Annotated in this window: 15 protein-coding genes; 10 read left to right on the top strand and 5 right to left on the bottom strand. The window is 37.9% G+C overall.

What is annotated here, in order from left to right; all coding sequences use genetic code 11:
* Positions 1-3 precede the first annotated feature (3 nt).
* The 9 genes from CHB68_RS01535 to CHB68_RS01575 all read left to right on the top strand — a co-directional run bounded on the left by CHB68_RS01535 (position 4) and on the right by CHB68_RS01575 (position 5970).
* A complete protein-coding gene (locus CHB68_RS01535; RefSeq protein WP_089258879.1) occupies positions 4-597 on the top strand; it encodes a hypothetical protein in 594 nt (197 codons plus the stop codon).
* Positions 598-710: 113 nt separating this feature from the next.
* Entirely contained in the window at positions 711-1412 is a 702-nt protein-coding gene (locus CHB68_RS01540) for a hypothetical protein (RefSeq protein WP_143815156.1), read from the top strand.
* Positions 1413-1416: 4 nt separating this feature from the next.
* The gene (locus CHB68_RS01545) at positions 1417-2064 is read left to right on the top strand and encodes a hypothetical protein (RefSeq protein WP_143815157.1); all 648 of its coding nucleotides are present in this window, start codon (positions 1417-1419) and stop codon (positions 2062-2064) included.
* A 305-nt stretch (positions 2065-2369) separates the two neighbouring features.
* The gene (locus CHB68_RS01550; protein ID WP_089258885.1) at positions 2370-2705 is read left to right on the top strand and encodes a hypothetical protein; all 336 of its coding nucleotides are present in this window, start codon (positions 2370-2372) and stop codon (positions 2703-2705) included.
* 240 nt (positions 2706-2945) lie between these two features.
* Entirely contained in the window at positions 2946-3284 is a 339-nt protein-coding gene (locus CHB68_RS01560; protein ID WP_143815158.1) for a hypothetical protein, read from the top strand.
* A 277-nt stretch (positions 3285-3561) separates the two neighbouring features.
* Positions 3562-3882: a hypothetical protein gene (locus CHB68_RS01565; RefSeq protein ID WP_089258891.1), complete on the top strand. Its 321-nt coding sequence runs from the start codon at positions 3562-3564 to the stop codon at positions 3880-3882.
* Positions 3864-3992: a hypothetical protein gene (locus tag CHB68_RS18755; protein WP_262494218.1), complete on the top strand. Its 129-nt coding sequence runs from the start codon at positions 3864-3866 to the stop codon at positions 3990-3992. Before CHB68_RS01565 ends, CHB68_RS18755 begins: the two co-directional genes overlap by 19 nt.
* A 1-nt stretch (position 3993) precedes the next feature.
* On the top strand, positions 3994-4314 hold the full coding sequence (locus tag CHB68_RS01570) for a hypothetical protein (protein WP_089258893.1): 321 nt from the start codon (positions 3994-3996) through the stop codon (positions 4312-4314).
* Positions 4315-4620: 306 nt separating this feature from the next.
* Positions 4621-5970 carry a dihydrolipoyl dehydrogenase family protein gene (locus CHB68_RS01575; RefSeq protein ID WP_089258895.1) on the top strand — a complete coding sequence of 450 codons (1350 nt, stop codon included), beginning with the start codon at positions 4621-4623 and terminating at the stop codon, positions 5968-5970.
* On the opposite strand, the gene CHB68_RS01580 is transcribed toward CHB68_RS01575, so the two are convergent.
* Both CHB68_RS01580 and pdeM read right to left on the bottom strand, forming a co-directional pair.
* Positions 5967-6770 (bottom strand): hypothetical protein, encoded by an 804-nt coding sequence (locus tag CHB68_RS01580; RefSeq protein ID WP_089258897.1) that lies wholly within the window; start codon positions 6768-6770, stop codon positions 5967-5969. The genes CHB68_RS01575 and CHB68_RS01580 overlap by 4 nt on opposite strands.
* A gap of 60 nt (positions 6771-6830) precedes the next feature.
* Positions 6831-7502, bottom strand: a complete 672-nt coding sequence (gene pdeM / locus CHB68_RS01585) for a ligase-associated DNA damage response endonuclease PdeM (protein WP_089258899.1) — start codon at positions 7500-7502, stop codon at positions 6831-6833.
* 76 nt (positions 7503-7578) lie between these two features.
* Here pdeM and CHB68_RS01590 point away from each other — a divergent pair, with 76 nt between their 5' ends.
* Positions 7579-8010: a lipocalin-like domain-containing protein gene (locus CHB68_RS01590; RefSeq protein WP_089258901.1), complete on the top strand. Its 432-nt coding sequence runs from the start codon at positions 7579-7581 to the stop codon at positions 8008-8010.
* A 55-nt stretch (positions 8011-8065) separates the two neighbouring features.
* On the opposite strand, the gene CHB68_RS01595 is transcribed toward CHB68_RS01590, so the two are convergent.
* Genes CHB68_RS01595 through CHB68_RS01605 form a run of 3 tightly spaced genes read right to left on the bottom strand, consistent with a single transcriptional unit; the run spans position 8066 to position 13380 of the window.
* Positions 8066-10534 carry a ligase-associated DNA damage response DEXH box helicase gene (locus tag CHB68_RS01595; RefSeq protein WP_089258903.1) on the bottom strand — a complete coding sequence of 823 codons (2469 nt, stop codon included), beginning with the start codon at positions 10532-10534 and terminating at the stop codon, positions 8066-8068.
* Positions 10535-10564: 30 nt separating this feature from the next.
* The gene (locus CHB68_RS01600; protein WP_089258905.1) at positions 10565-12358 is read right to left on the bottom strand and encodes an ATP-dependent DNA ligase; all 1794 of its coding nucleotides are present in this window, start codon (positions 12356-12358) and stop codon (positions 10565-10567) included.
* A complete protein-coding gene (locus tag CHB68_RS01605) occupies positions 12355-13380 on the bottom strand; it encodes a ligase-associated DNA damage response exonuclease (RefSeq protein ID WP_089258907.1) in 1026 nt (341 codons plus the stop codon). Before CHB68_RS01605 ends, CHB68_RS01600 begins: the two co-directional genes overlap by 4 nt.
* Between the last annotated feature and the right edge of the window lie 20 nt (positions 13381-13400).

Here is a 13400-nt window from a genome sequence, read left to right on the forward strand (position 1 = left end):
ATTATGAAATATTTAGTCATTTCTATATTTTACTTGACCATCAGTTCCTGTGCAGCTCAAAGCTCACAAGAAATTAGATTAAACAAGACTGATTATGAAATCATAACAATCTTTATAAACCAAATGTTTCCAGAAAATTTTAATCTATTATCAGAAGTGTCAGGTGACAATGTCATTAAAAGGTTTATTGGTAAATATCAGGATCACCTTAAAGTTTACAAAAATTCCGATAGTATATGTAGAAATAGTAAAGACATAGAGAAATTAAAAATATCTTGTCCTATTGCGGATTCATTTCAGATGTATGAAAATTTACTATCTGATGAGGACATTTCGTATTTTCATGGTACATATTCTCATGATGAGGAATTTGAAAAATTAAATATTAATAGAATTCTTAATAAGAGTTCTATGTTAGTAGTCGAAGGGAATTATCCAAGTTTGGAAATATTAAACATATATTATAATAGAAAAGGAGATTTAGGTATTATTGCTTATAGAAAAAACTACAACAAAAATGAATCTGAAAGTAACTTTTATATACTGAAAAAAATGAAAAATATCTGGTGGAAACCCTTAGGCTCTTTTAAGTTATAGCCCATTTTACTGCGAAGTGTTCTGCCTTCCCGCTGGCGCAAGTATCTTGCTCGTACACCGCCCGGTCCCTAACCGCGGCTTTTAGTGATTGCCCAAACGGAGACGATGGCGACGTGGCTGTAATATCGGTGACTAAAAAAGCCTTTCTAATAGAAAACAGTATTATATCAACACAACTTGACCCTTGCTCTAGTCAAATTTTGTCTGAGTTAAAAAATCTGCAACAAAATGATATGGCCATGATTATTTCTAGGTTCGGAACTCCAAATACAGTTTATGATTGGGAATTGATAACTAGTGTCCCATCTGTTATAGGTAATAAGGCCGATACTAATAGAAGGAATGGAAGTACTCCGTTCGATTATGTTACAAAAATAGACCCAACTTACAAAAATCAAGCAACTAAAATTTCCATCGCTCGGACCATCCTACACGAAATGCTTCATGCATATATGATTTCTCATATTGATGATGTTAATAGCGGTAATATTGTGGATATTAGAAAATTCATTCAATTATGGCAAAATATTAGAAACACTACCTCACCAGGTGGGAGTTCTGAAGCGGCACAGCATGAATACATGGCACAACGTTTTATTCCTCCTTTACGAGAAGCCCTGAAGGAATGGGATGGCGCAAGCCAATCAAATCAATATTATGAAGATTTAGCATGGGGAGCTTTATTTGATACCGATACTTTTAAATACTTTCATCCTATAGGCTCCGTAAGCCGATTAAGAATAATGAATATAAATGCAGCTGAAGACAACAATAATATTTCAAACGGAACTTCCCCAAAGGGTACAAAATGTTAAGGCTTTGAAACGAATAGTATTACTTTTTACAATATGCTTAATGCATTGCTCCTGTAAGGCACAAAATGTTAATGATTTTAAATTGGATACGGTAGATTATGATATTCTTCGTGCCTTTTTAGAACAAGTTGAAGCTTACACATACGTGGATAAGCATTTCTTCAATAAAAATAGGATTGTTGATTTTATTGGCAGGTTTAAATATCATGTGAAATTTCAACGAAATGCAGATAGTATATGTAATTTTTCCAAGGATATGGATAAAAGAAAATTTTACTGTCCTTTATCGAATAATTTTGCTTATTTCGATGGATTAATAGATGAAGGTAATTTGAAATATTTACTTAATAACTACGATAATAGCGGCGAAGTACAGACCATGGAAATTGATTCAATACTATTCAAAAAGCCATTACAAAAACATTCTGAAAATTATTATCAAGATATTGATTATAAGAATGGTTTTGGTAGAGCCGAAACTTTGGAATATCCAAGTGTTAGAATTGAAAATCTATATTACAACGAGGATAGGTCAGTTGCAATTATAGCATATTCTATTTATAACAATTCAAGGGAGTCCATCAATAACTATTATATTTTTAAGAAAACAGATGGTATTTGGTGGAAACCTTTAGGTTCTTTTAAACTATGAACAATACGGCAACCACCATCCGCTCTTCGAAATTAGCGACTTCGAAGAGCCAAGTTTTAAAGTGGATTATGAAATAGTGAAGTGCGAAGTTGCAAACTTTACATAGAGGGGATTGCCCCGACGTTACCGGAGAGGGTACGGTAGTAGTTCTGCCAAGAAGTGTGATAAACAGCATAAAAAATGACCTGGGTCTAAGCTATTTTATTAATGAGTTTTATTGAATTTCGGACAGTGAGAACATGGAAGAAGTATGAGCGCTTAATAATTTTATACTGGCCAATACGGTTAATGGGGTACTTGATCCGTTGGCGAAGGAATTTGGGCTTAAAGCTTTGCAGGCTTGGATGAATGAAGGTACTGTGGATTTGTCTCAAAGACTCTTTTTTGAAAATGAAATTTATGAAAGGTTGTTAGCGGCGATGTCGCCAAAAGAAAGACAGATTTACGATAATGAATTGAATAATACTCAAAAAACGCTTTATCTAACTAGCGCGGTACAAGCATATATTTATGCTGAAACTTTTTATGATAGACCAGTTCGGAATAGAATTGGCGATGTTGTAAAGCACTCAATGTGGAATGCCTTGAGCACCTCTAGAATTGGTGAGGAGCTTACCAAAAAATTGACAGATGCTCATTAAGATATCGAATATTATGAGAATTATTCGAACCACTACAAAGAAACAGGAATGGATTATTTCAACAATAATGTCGGAAGAAAAATAGGAAGGAATCAACCAACAGGAATTTTTATATTGATAGAAGCCGCAAAAAATGCTGGGGATCTTAGGTATTTAAGTAATCTTACTTTAAAAAATGGTTTTTATAATGCGACCAATAGTTCAATTCTGATTCCAACTAATCAATAAATTAAAAATAAAATGTTTAAGAAAATTATGCTTTTAGTTTTGATTATTTCTTTTTTTTCTTGCAAAAAGGATCACAAGAGAATCAGAATTTTAAGCTTCAAACAAGAAGAAAGACTTTTAGTTGAACCTTATGGTTTCATGCCCTATTCCATGTTTAATTTAAGGATAAAGGGATATGTAAATGATACAATTTATTTGAGAACTGAAGGGGTCTATAACTTGGAGTTCAAGCTACATGGTAAGATAGATACTCTATGGAATAGTGATTATTATGGCGAGGGGCCAATTGAATGTATATTTCTGCCATATAAAGCAACTGAAGGACAGTTAGATATTGAAATGAAATTATAGGCCTTACCATTTGGTCCAATGGAAGTTTGTAAGAGTATGATGACGGAGGCTTGGATGGATGGGGGAAGTGTGGATGTTGATGATAAAATAATCAGTCAATTAATAGGCAAGGCAAAATGTATTTTCACAAATCTGATTTCATCAACCGCAACTCCGAACGAACAGAGCATAACTCATAATTTTTAACATCATTTTCTTCCGATATGTTCAATGAAAAATTTGTGTCAATTAATCAAAAGTCATCTTTGAAAAATCCAATTAATGGATATAATATAATATGAGTTCAAGTGTGAAGGGAATAACCTATCCATCTGGTTCCAATTCTTTTAATATAGACATCTTACAGTTATTTGTTGATGAGGCTTTGGACGTTGAAATAGCCCTGGTAATGCTTCATGAAATGGTGCATGCTACCCTGAAAGTTCATCAAGGTCACGAAGGTTTTACTTCCTTCATAGATATTTATAAAGATTTCACCAGAGAGGAATATGGTTCAGAACTCCATCATGGAATAATGGCCGAAAATTATATTCAACCTATAGCGAACGCTTTAGCTCAATTGATCATAATAGAGAGCATATGGAAATTTATACCTTGATAGCCAATACAGGCATTCCAGAAGTATATAGGGAAAGAGGAGTTACGGATTCAAAGATAGCAACGGCAAAACAAAAATTAAGAAATAGAGAAAATTCAAATTGTAATTAATATGAAAAAGTTCATCGTTAAAGGGGCAATACTTTTTCTAAGTATTTCAATCTGTATTTTCCTTTTTATCTCTCTTAAAAATAGACAAAATACCAATAATACCTTTTATATAGTTTATCAATCTCCGGCCAAAGGCAGAAAGACGTCATCCTTTAAACTATTTAAATATGGAAAAGACTATGGAATTGCTTTTGAGAATCGTGATAGTTTGGGTTTAAAGACGATACAAGGCTTAATCTCAATGAAAGAATTTGAAAAAATAAATAAAATAAGTACAGATTCATTGGGAGTTTTATTGTTTTCTCAAATCCTTAAACCCTAAGGATAAATATATTATTATTGAAGCAACTGATAGTGAATGGAAAAAGAGTGAAGTTTTGCCATATGAGGTAGTAGTCGATAGTTTTTAAGGCTACGGTAATAAGTATCAATATTGAAAATGTTACCCTTATAAGGATACCCAAGCAACGGATACCACTCATTTTAATCGAATATGGGTTACATTTTAACCCATAATTGTCAGAACTTCGAAAATGATAAAAGAAGTAGGTCTTTCCTTAGATGAAAATGTTGTTTTACAATTTGGTTCTGAACTAAAATACCGTGACCTAAACATAACTAAGTACTCATGGAGAAAAAGAAATTTGATATTTTTGTAATAGGTAGCGGTATTGCCGGACAAACGGTGGCCAAAGCATGTGTAGAAGCAGGAAAGAAAGTGGCCATTGCAGATATTCGTGAATTTGGGGGTACTTGTGCCAATAGAGGGTGTGATCCCAAAAAGGTATTGATCGGTGCCACGGAGGCATTGGAACAGGCAGAAAATTTAAAAGGAAAAGGACTGCGAACAAAGAACCAGATCGATTGGAAGCAATTACAAAAGTTTAAAAAAAGTTTTACCGATAAAATACCTGCTGGCACAGAAAAGGAATTAAAGGATCTTGGAATTAAATTATATCATCAATCTCCAAAATTCTTGGATGAACACACCTTATCCATAGAGGGTAAAACGGTTTCCGCGGAAAAAATTATCATAGCAACAGGTTTGGTGCCTAGACCCCTTTCCATTATTGGAGCCAAACACCTTATGGTCAGCGACGATTTTTTAGATTTAACAAAACTGCCCAAACATATTGTCTTTATTGGAGCAGGATATATAGCCATGGAATTTGCACATATTGCGGCAAGGGCCGGGGCTGCGGTTACAGTCTTGGATACAGGAAAGAGAGCTTTGAAAGCTTTTGATCCGGACTTGGTCAAGGAACTGACCAAATATTCCGAATCGCTGGGAATTAAGTTTGTGTTTGGGGCCAAACCCATTGCATTGAAAAAGAAGCGTAAGCGATATAAGCTTACCTATGAAACAAAAGGAGGTGCCAAGTCCATAAAATCCTATGCGGTTTTCAATACTGCGGGCAGGGTACCTGCAATAAAGGAACTGGATTTGGAGAAAGGTAATGTTGCTTTTAATGATGCGGGTGTGGTTACCAATGCCTATCTGCAAAGCACCAGCAATGCCAATGTATATGCCTGTGGTGACGTATCCGATAAAAATTTGCCTTTGACCCCATTATCCGGTAGGCAAGGCTATGTGGTTTCCGAAAATATTTTAAAAGGTAACTCCAAGGAACTAAGCGTTCCTGTAATTCCTTCAGTGGTATTTACTTTACCCCATTTGGCCACTGTTGGATATTCGGAAAAAGAGGCCCGTGGTAGGTATAAAAAGATAAGGGTAAATTATGATGTTGTACCCGGTTGGTTCAATGCAAAACGGATCAATGCGCCATTGTATGCCTATAAGGTGATCATGAACGATCGTACAGGTGAAATTGTTGGGGCACATATTCTAGGTCCCAATGCCGGGGAGACTATAAATATATTTGCATTGGCCATTAATAAAGGAATGACGGATAAGGATATAAAATCTACACTTTTTACCTATCCTAGTTGGACCAATGATTTAAAAAGTATGGTTTAAGGTCTTTGACCTAACCGTTCCTGAAGTTTTTTAAACGGATTTGTTTTTCGGTTTTTATACCCATGGATCATGATGGCAATCAATAATAGGATACTGCCCACCAAAGCGGTATTTGCTATCGTGGAATACGTGTCTTGGTGCCTAATATAAATGGCAAATAATGCCCAGATTCCTACTGCGGCAAATTCTCTCATATTTCTTTTCCAGACCATTATCAAGTTAAGGGCTATGGCTACAATAATCATATTGATGGTCCATGCCTGTTCTGAAAGTATACCGCCGTTCCAATCAAGCTTACTTAGATATACCGAGATATTTGCAATTGTAGCTACGGATATCCAGCCACTGTATATGCAAATAGGCCACCAGATAAAGGCAATGGTCGTTATGGGCGCATCCCAACGTTCCATATTGGTGTTTAAAATAATTTTTATGAGAGAAAGTAAAATACCTAGCATAATCAAGACAGACAAGCCTGTATAATCATAAACAAAGGCAAACACCCAACAGCAATTTAAAATATTGGCTATTACAAACCAATACCCGGTTTGCTCAATAAACATACTTTCCTTATTACTGAAAAACGCACGCTTAACTTGAAAAATACCGTATGCAAACAGTGCCAAGAAAATAATGCCCCATATGGCAAAGGCATAGCCTGCCGGCGTAAACAGATTTTCATAACGTGCACTTATTTCCCCGATCGTGGTATTATTGAACGACATGGACTGGGAAATGTAATTGACCCCAATGACCAATAGTACCGATACTAAATTTAAAATGGCCAGTTTTTTCTTCATAATGCCTAAAGCTAGCATGATAAATTTAGAGAAAAGAACTTTTTTAAGGAATTAAATGCACTATTTACTACGCCGCCGTTTTTTCTTCACCTCTTTAATGGGTACGGGAAGTACCGCATCTCCTAAAAGGGCATAGACTTCGCAGCCATTGCATGGTTCTAAGGTAAAAGTGCCGGTAAATTCGCCAAATGCGGGTAAGATCATTTGGTGTTCAGTTTTGTAAAAACAAGGAAGTTTTACGGTTTGCCGTCCTAATCCACTTAATTTTATGGCCGGGTGAATATGGCCGGAAAAATTAAATAGTCCGTCACGTTCCATAGGGTGGTGGGTCAATAAAAAAGAACCTAGTACCATTTCTTCCACTACGTTTATCCCTATTGCCTTGTACTTTAATGGGGACAATATATCATGGTTGCCGCTGACCAAAATAATATCCAAGGTTTTTTCTTGTACCCAATTCTCGAAAATTTCCCATTCCCTATTTAACGATGAGTGGAACAGATCACCCATAAAGATTAGGGTCTTTGGTTTAAAATATGCAATGGACTCATCCATCATATCAAAATTTTTTTGAACTGCGGCCTGCGGTACGGCCGCTCCATATTTTCTAAAATGCGATACCTTTCCCAAATGCACATCACTTACCAAAAGCATGGAACGTTCTTCCCAGAAAAGTGTTCCGGAGAAATGCATTTTAAAGGATTGATCACGAATTTGAATGGGGTGGGCCATAAACCCACAAAGATAATAAATAGAAAGCCGATCCGTTATGTCTTGGTAATTTTAAACCAACCTTAATAATATCCACATGAAAAAAGTATTTATTTTTTGTAGTATAATAGCATTGGGCCTATTTGCTTCTTGTAGTAACGATGAAAATACGGAGGAATCTGAAAATGCGTTAATTGGATCATGGCAACTCGTTGCGGAATACGATAATGATGAGCCTTATGAATTGACTACTTGTGAACTTGAACAGACTATTGTCTTTAAAGCGGACAACTCTTATCAATACATAAGCTATTCTCCTACGGATGATGAGGGAAGTGAATGTGCGGTAGATGATTATTCTACCATTGGTGACTGGTCTATAACTTCTAAAGGAAAGATGATGATTTCAGATGATTATATAGAAATAGAAGTAAATTATACCGTATCTGGAGATACATTTACGATGTCCTATACCGATTCTTATGATGGCGAGGAATACACGGTAAAAAGTGTCTATACCAAAATTTAAATTATTGAATATCAATATTGTTGACCCACTATGGCCAAAAGTTATAGTGGGTTTTTTATTTTTTCATTAGCAGGGCGGCCATTTTTTTTATACGATCTTCTAATTTTTCACTTGATAATTTTTCCCTGTTCATACGCTCGGTAATCAATGGAAAAGAGAATGGTGTAGCCTTATCACATTGTTTCCATATAATGTTCTGTGTGGCAATACGTTCTAACGATAACCGTAAACGTCCTTCTTCCAACTGATGTTCAAAGGTTTCCGTAAAAGCTTGTTGGTAAAGCAAATTCTCCGGTTCGTAATCACGAAAGACATCGAACAGTAATTGCGAGTTGCTCTGCAAATGTTTCATCTTAATGTTCTTTTTAGGGTAACCGGTAAAGACCATACCACTAATAATGGCCACGTCCCTAAATTTACGCCGTGCCATTTCCGTGGCATTTAGACTTTTTTGCAAATCGTCCAGCATATAATCCGTGGAGAACAGATCATTATCAAGAACTTGTTGTATATCTATGGGTTGATCGGATAAAAGCTCAAAGCCATAATCGTTGAAGGCCAAGGAAAAAGTTATGGGCGTCAATAAACTAATACGGTACCCTAATAAACTACCCATGGCCTCATGCACGAACCTACCTTCAAACGGATAAAAGATATGGGTATACCCTTCGCGGGTCTTGAAGGATTCTATTAAAAATTCATTGGGCCTGGGCACTATACTTTCTCTCCGCTGACGTTCAAATAAAGGGGCCAACGCCCGTATTTCTTTAGATTGTTTTTCTTTTGGTTCGCTAGAACTATAGAGTTCCTCCCTTAGTAATTCTGACATTTGTGCGGACAGGGTGAGTCTACTGCCCATCCAACTTGTAATTTTATTCGTTTTTTTATTGGAATTCCTTACTTGTACGGTCATATCCTTGATCCGTATAAATTCTAAATTCCTACCGGCAAAGGTAAATACGTCACCCCTGTTCAATTTAGATATAAAAAACTCTTCTACGGAACCTATATATCCGCCTTTTTGATATTTTACCGCTAAATTGGCATCGCCCACAATGGTGCCGATCTGAAATCTATGGCGCATGGCTACACCTTTATTGGTTACGGTAAATTTGCCATCTTCCTCAACTTCTACCTTTTTATATTCATCATAGGACTGTAGGCTTTGGCTGCCCATTACCAAAAAATTCAACAACCATTGCCATTTCTCCTCGGTTATCGCCTGAAAACAGAACGTTTCCTTAATCTCCCTGTAAATTTCCTTGGGGTAAAAACCATTGGATATTGCCAAAGTGGTCAAGTATTGCAGCAATACATCATAACTATTTAGATAGGGCAAACGGTCCTCGACGGAATTAAGTTTTACCGCTTTTTGTAATGCCGATGCCTCTATAAGTTCTATGGCATGTGTAGGTAAAAAGTAAATGACACTTTCCTTGCCCGGTCTATGTCCGCTGCGGCCCGCCCTTTGTAAAAACCGCGCCACCCCTTTTGGGCCGCCAATTTGAACTACCGTTTCTACAGGGGCAAAGTCTACGCCCAAATCTAAGCTTGAGGTACAGACTACGGCCTTTAAATCTTCATTACGGATCGCATTTTCTACCCAAACCCGGGTTTCTTTGTTGATGCTGCCATGGTGCATTGCCATTTCGCCGGCATATTCAGGATGTTTTTCCAATATTTTTTGAAACCAGATTTCACATTGGCTGCGTGTATTGGTAAATAATAAGGTGGTTGTACTGTGATTGATTATTGGTACCACATCTTCCAATAAATGCAAACCCAAATGACCACGCCATGGAAACGTCTCCATTTTTTTGGGTATGATGCTCTTGACCGTAATTTTTTTATTGATATTGGCCTTGATCAAAATAGAATTATCAAAGGCATTGGTGCCGGGACCCAACAAAACTTCACGCGCTTGTTCCAAATTACCAATGGTGGCAGATATTCCCCAAATGCGCAATTCTTTTGAAATACCCTTTAAACGAGAAAGGGCCAGCTCCATCTGTACGCCTCTTTTGGTACCTAAAATTTCATGCCATTCGTCGACTACGATTGCAGAGCAGTCTTTAAAAATTTTATCATACCCCTTGGTGGCCAATAGTAATTGCAAACTTTCTGGTGTGGTAATAAGCAGGTCTGGCATTTGTTTCTTTTGCCGTGCCCGTTCTTTTGTAGATGTATCACCTGATCGGATGCCAACAGTCATTTGTGTGCCCAAGTCTGCCGTTACTCTTTCCGCAGATTGTTTTATTTCTTGGGAAAGTGCACGTAGGGGTGTTATCCAGACCGCTTTTAGTCCCTTTTTATGTTTGGTCCGGTACTCCGGATTCTGTTTCATATAGTTCAATACTATAGGAAACCAGAGTGCATAGGTCTTGCCACTTCCGGTGGGGGCGTTCAATAATCCGTTTTTACCCTGTAGAAAAGCCTTCCAAGTATCTTTTTGGAATTTAAACGGTTTCCAATGTTGTTCTTGAAACCATTCTTGGGCAATATTAAACAATTCTTCTCTGTTCATTATCTGGTATTACCAGCAAATTACTTGTAGCTATTTTTCAACGGATTCCTTACTTTTCTGTTCCTTTTTTTGGGTTTTGGATTCTTGGGCCTTACCTGGAATCAGTTGTTTTAGATCTTTCAGAGTATTGGCTTCGTGAATATTCTTGTCCTTACGCCAACGTAGCATTCTTGGAAACCTCGTTGCGATACCACTTTTATGCCTTTTTGATAAGGCAATACCTTCAAAGGCAATTTCAAAAACATGATGGGGAGTAACGCTTCTTACCGGTCCAAAACGTTCCAAGGTATTTTTTTTGATCCAGGCATCCAGCTTTCTAAATTCGGCGTCGGTTAGTCCGGAATATGCTTTTGCAAAGGTGACCAGTTCTTTTTCTCCTTCGTCATTATCGTTCCATAAAGCAAAGGTGTAATCCGTAAACAAATTGCTTCGTCTACCATGGCCGCGCATGGCATAGGTCAGCACGGCATCAATGGTCAAGGGGTCTACCTTCCATTTCCACCAATCGCCCTTTTTTCTGCCTACCAAATACGGGGAATCTTTTCGCTTGAGCATTAAACCTTCACTATGCATTTCACGGGCACGTTCCCGTTCTTTTGCAACGTCTTCCCATGATGTGAAATATATAGTTTCGGAAAGATGAAGGGGGATATCACTTCGGCTACGCTCAGTGACCTCACTTCGGCTGCGCTCAGCGACCTCACTTTGGTTTTGTTCAGTGACCTCACTTCGGCTACGCTCAGTGACCTCGCTTCGGCTACGCTCAGTGACCTCACTTTGGTTTTGTTCAGTGACATTTTTAAAAAGATTTTCCAAAATATGTCTTCGTTCCTTAAAAGGTAATTGGCGTATATCCTTTCCTTCCCATTCCAAGAGATCATAGGCTTTTAAAATGACCGGTACTTTTTTTAGCAATGCAGCAGAAACTGTTTTTCTGCCAATTCTAGTCTGAAGGTCATTGAAGGTACCGATATGATTATTTGGATAGGGTAATATTTCACCATCTATGACCGTACCGTTGGGTATAGTGCCAATAAATTTTTCAAATTCAGGGTACTTGTCGGTAACCAATTCTTCGCCACGGCTCCATACAAATAGTTCATTATTTCTAAGGATTACTTGAGAACGAATTCCGTCCCATTTATGTTCTGCAGACCAAGCGGTAACATCGCCTAAATCCTCTACTTCATCCTCTATGGCGTATGCTAAATAAAATGGATATGGTTTTGATAAAAAATCACTTTCATTCTCCTCTAAAATGAGTTGTTGAAAGGTAATGGTGTTAGGGTCCCATTTACCCATAAGCTTATACGCTAAAATATCCTCATCTATTTCTGTAGCTTTGGCCAAGGCGCGCGTCATTAGTTTTTGGCTTACCCCAATTCTGAAACCTCCGGTGATAAGCTTTGTGAACACAAAACGCTCATAGTAGTTTAGGACCTTCCAGTTCTCGTGCAGATAGTTCTTCTTTTCTTCATCCGATTTTTTCTTCAGCGCAATCATTTCCTGTAGATATTCTGTAAGACTTTTATCCGAAGAAAGTTCCGTGGCGGGGATTATCAATGCGATGGTCTCGGCCAAATCTCCAACTATATGGTAACTTTCCTCAAAAAGCCATAATGGAATATTGGCCAGTTCTGATGCCCATTCCCTTAATAAGGTCGTATTGACAGGTCTTGGAGGCCTTCTATGCGATAAAATAGCTATAGTCCATACCTTGTCAACATCACTTGCATTTCTAAAATAGGTGGTAAGCGCCTGAACTTTGACCGTTGTCTTATTGGTGCTATCCAATGCTTTTATGAGTAGAGCAAAATTTTTCATACCGTTGCCGTTGATTTTGAAGCTAACGCAACTTCTGTTTCTTCCTCCCCATATTGTGTGGCTTCCGTACGGGCATCGTAGCCCTGTTCCCGTAGGTATCTGGAAAATATGTCCGTATACCCGTGGGTGCATATAATTTTCTCTGCCCCGGTTTCCTTGATACTGCTCAATAGTCCGCTCCAGTCACAATGATCGCTGAGAACAAATCCTTTATCCACGGCCCTTCTTCTCCTTGCCCCTCTAAAGGTCATCCAACCACTGGCCGAGGCCGTTACGTAGGGCACCATTTTGCGGATCCATGTACTGCCATGGGCACTAGGCGGTGCCAGTACAATGTTGCCCAATAATTGATCCTTTTTGGTATCCCTGGTAATCAAGGTGGTTTTTGGAAAATCTACCAAAGGGCGTAGCACCTCTGTCATGTTTTCAATAGCCCCATGGGTGTAGATTTCACCTATATCGGTATCAAGATATTTAAGTAGTCGCTGTGCTTTTCCCAAGCTGTAGCCAAATAAGATAGAGGTTTTGCCTTCAGCCCTATTCTCTGCCCACCAATTGTTGATATCCGCCAACACCACATCTTGAGGTGTCCAGGTAAAGGCAGGTAGGCCAAACGTGCATTCCGTAATAAATGTATGGCATTTAATAGGTTCGTAAGGGGTGGAAATGCCATCGTTTTCGGTTTTATAATCTCCGGTAAAAACCCATACCTCCCCTTTGTGTTCTACCCTTATCTGTGAAGAACCTATGATATGACCGGCCGGATGCAGGCTAAATTTTACATTGTTTATGAGAAAGGGTTCTCCCCAGTGTTTTCCAGCTACATTTATTTCGCCTAAACGATGGGAAATTATAGGTACGTTTCTATGATGCGTAATATAATGTTTATGACCATAGCGGCTATGGTCTGCATGGCCATGGGATATTATTGCCTTGTCCACAGGTTTCCATGGGTCTAGATATACTTTTGCTTTTTCGCAATAGATACCCTTGTCCGTAAATTGTAAAAGGGGTGTTTTCATAGCTACCGAAAGTTACGAAC

It is taken from the genome of Maribacter sedimenticola, assembly GCF_900188415.1.
GTDB lineage: Bacteria > Bacteroidota > Bacteroidia > Flavobacteriales > Flavobacteriaceae > Maribacter > Maribacter sedimenticola.

Excerpts from the sequence above, each read along its gene's own strand:
- CHB68_RS01535 (WP_089258879.1), top strand. The coding sequence starts at position 4 with ATGAAATATTTAGTCATTTCTATATTTTACTTGACCATCAGTTCCTGT.
- CHB68_RS01560 (WP_143815158.1), top strand. The coding sequence starts at position 2,946 with ATGTTTAAGAAAATTATGCTTTTAGTTTTGATTATTTCTTTTTTTTCT.
- CHB68_RS01565 (WP_089258891.1), top strand. The coding sequence starts at position 3,562 with ATGAGTTCAAGTGTGAAGGGAATAACCTATCCATCTGGTTCCAATTCT.
- CHB68_RS18755 (WP_262494218.1), top strand. The coding sequence starts at position 3,864 with ATGGAAATTTATACCTTGATAGCCAATACAGGCATTCCAGAAGTATAT.
- CHB68_RS01570 (WP_089258893.1), top strand. The coding sequence starts at position 3,994 with ATGAAAAAGTTCATCGTTAAAGGGGCAATACTTTTTCTAAGTATTTCA.
- CHB68_RS01575 (WP_089258895.1), top strand. The coding sequence starts at position 4,621 with ATGGAGAAAAAGAAATTTGATATTTTTGTAATAGGTAGCGGTATTGCC.
- CHB68_RS01580 (WP_089258897.1), bottom strand. The coding sequence starts at position 6,770 with ATGAAGAAAAAACTGGCCATTTTAAATTTAGTATCGGTACTATTGGTC.
- pdeM (WP_089258899.1), bottom strand. The coding sequence starts at position 7,502 with ATGGCCCACCCCATTCAAATTCGTGATCAATCCTTTAAAATGCATTTC.
- CHB68_RS01590 (WP_089258901.1), top strand. The coding sequence starts at position 7,579 with ATGAAAAAAGTATTTATTTTTTGTAGTATAATAGCATTGGGCCTATTT.
- CHB68_RS01595 (WP_089258903.1), bottom strand. The coding sequence starts at position 10,534 with ATGAACAGAGAAGAATTGTTTAATATTGCCCAAGAATGGTTTCAAGAA.
- CHB68_RS01600 (WP_089258905.1), bottom strand. The coding sequence starts at position 12,358 with ATGAAAAATTTTGCTCTACTCATAAAAGCATTGGATAGCACCAATAAG.
- CHB68_RS01605 (WP_089258907.1), bottom strand. The coding sequence starts at position 13,380 with ATGAAAACACCCCTTTTACAATTTACGGACAAGGGTATCTATTGCGAA.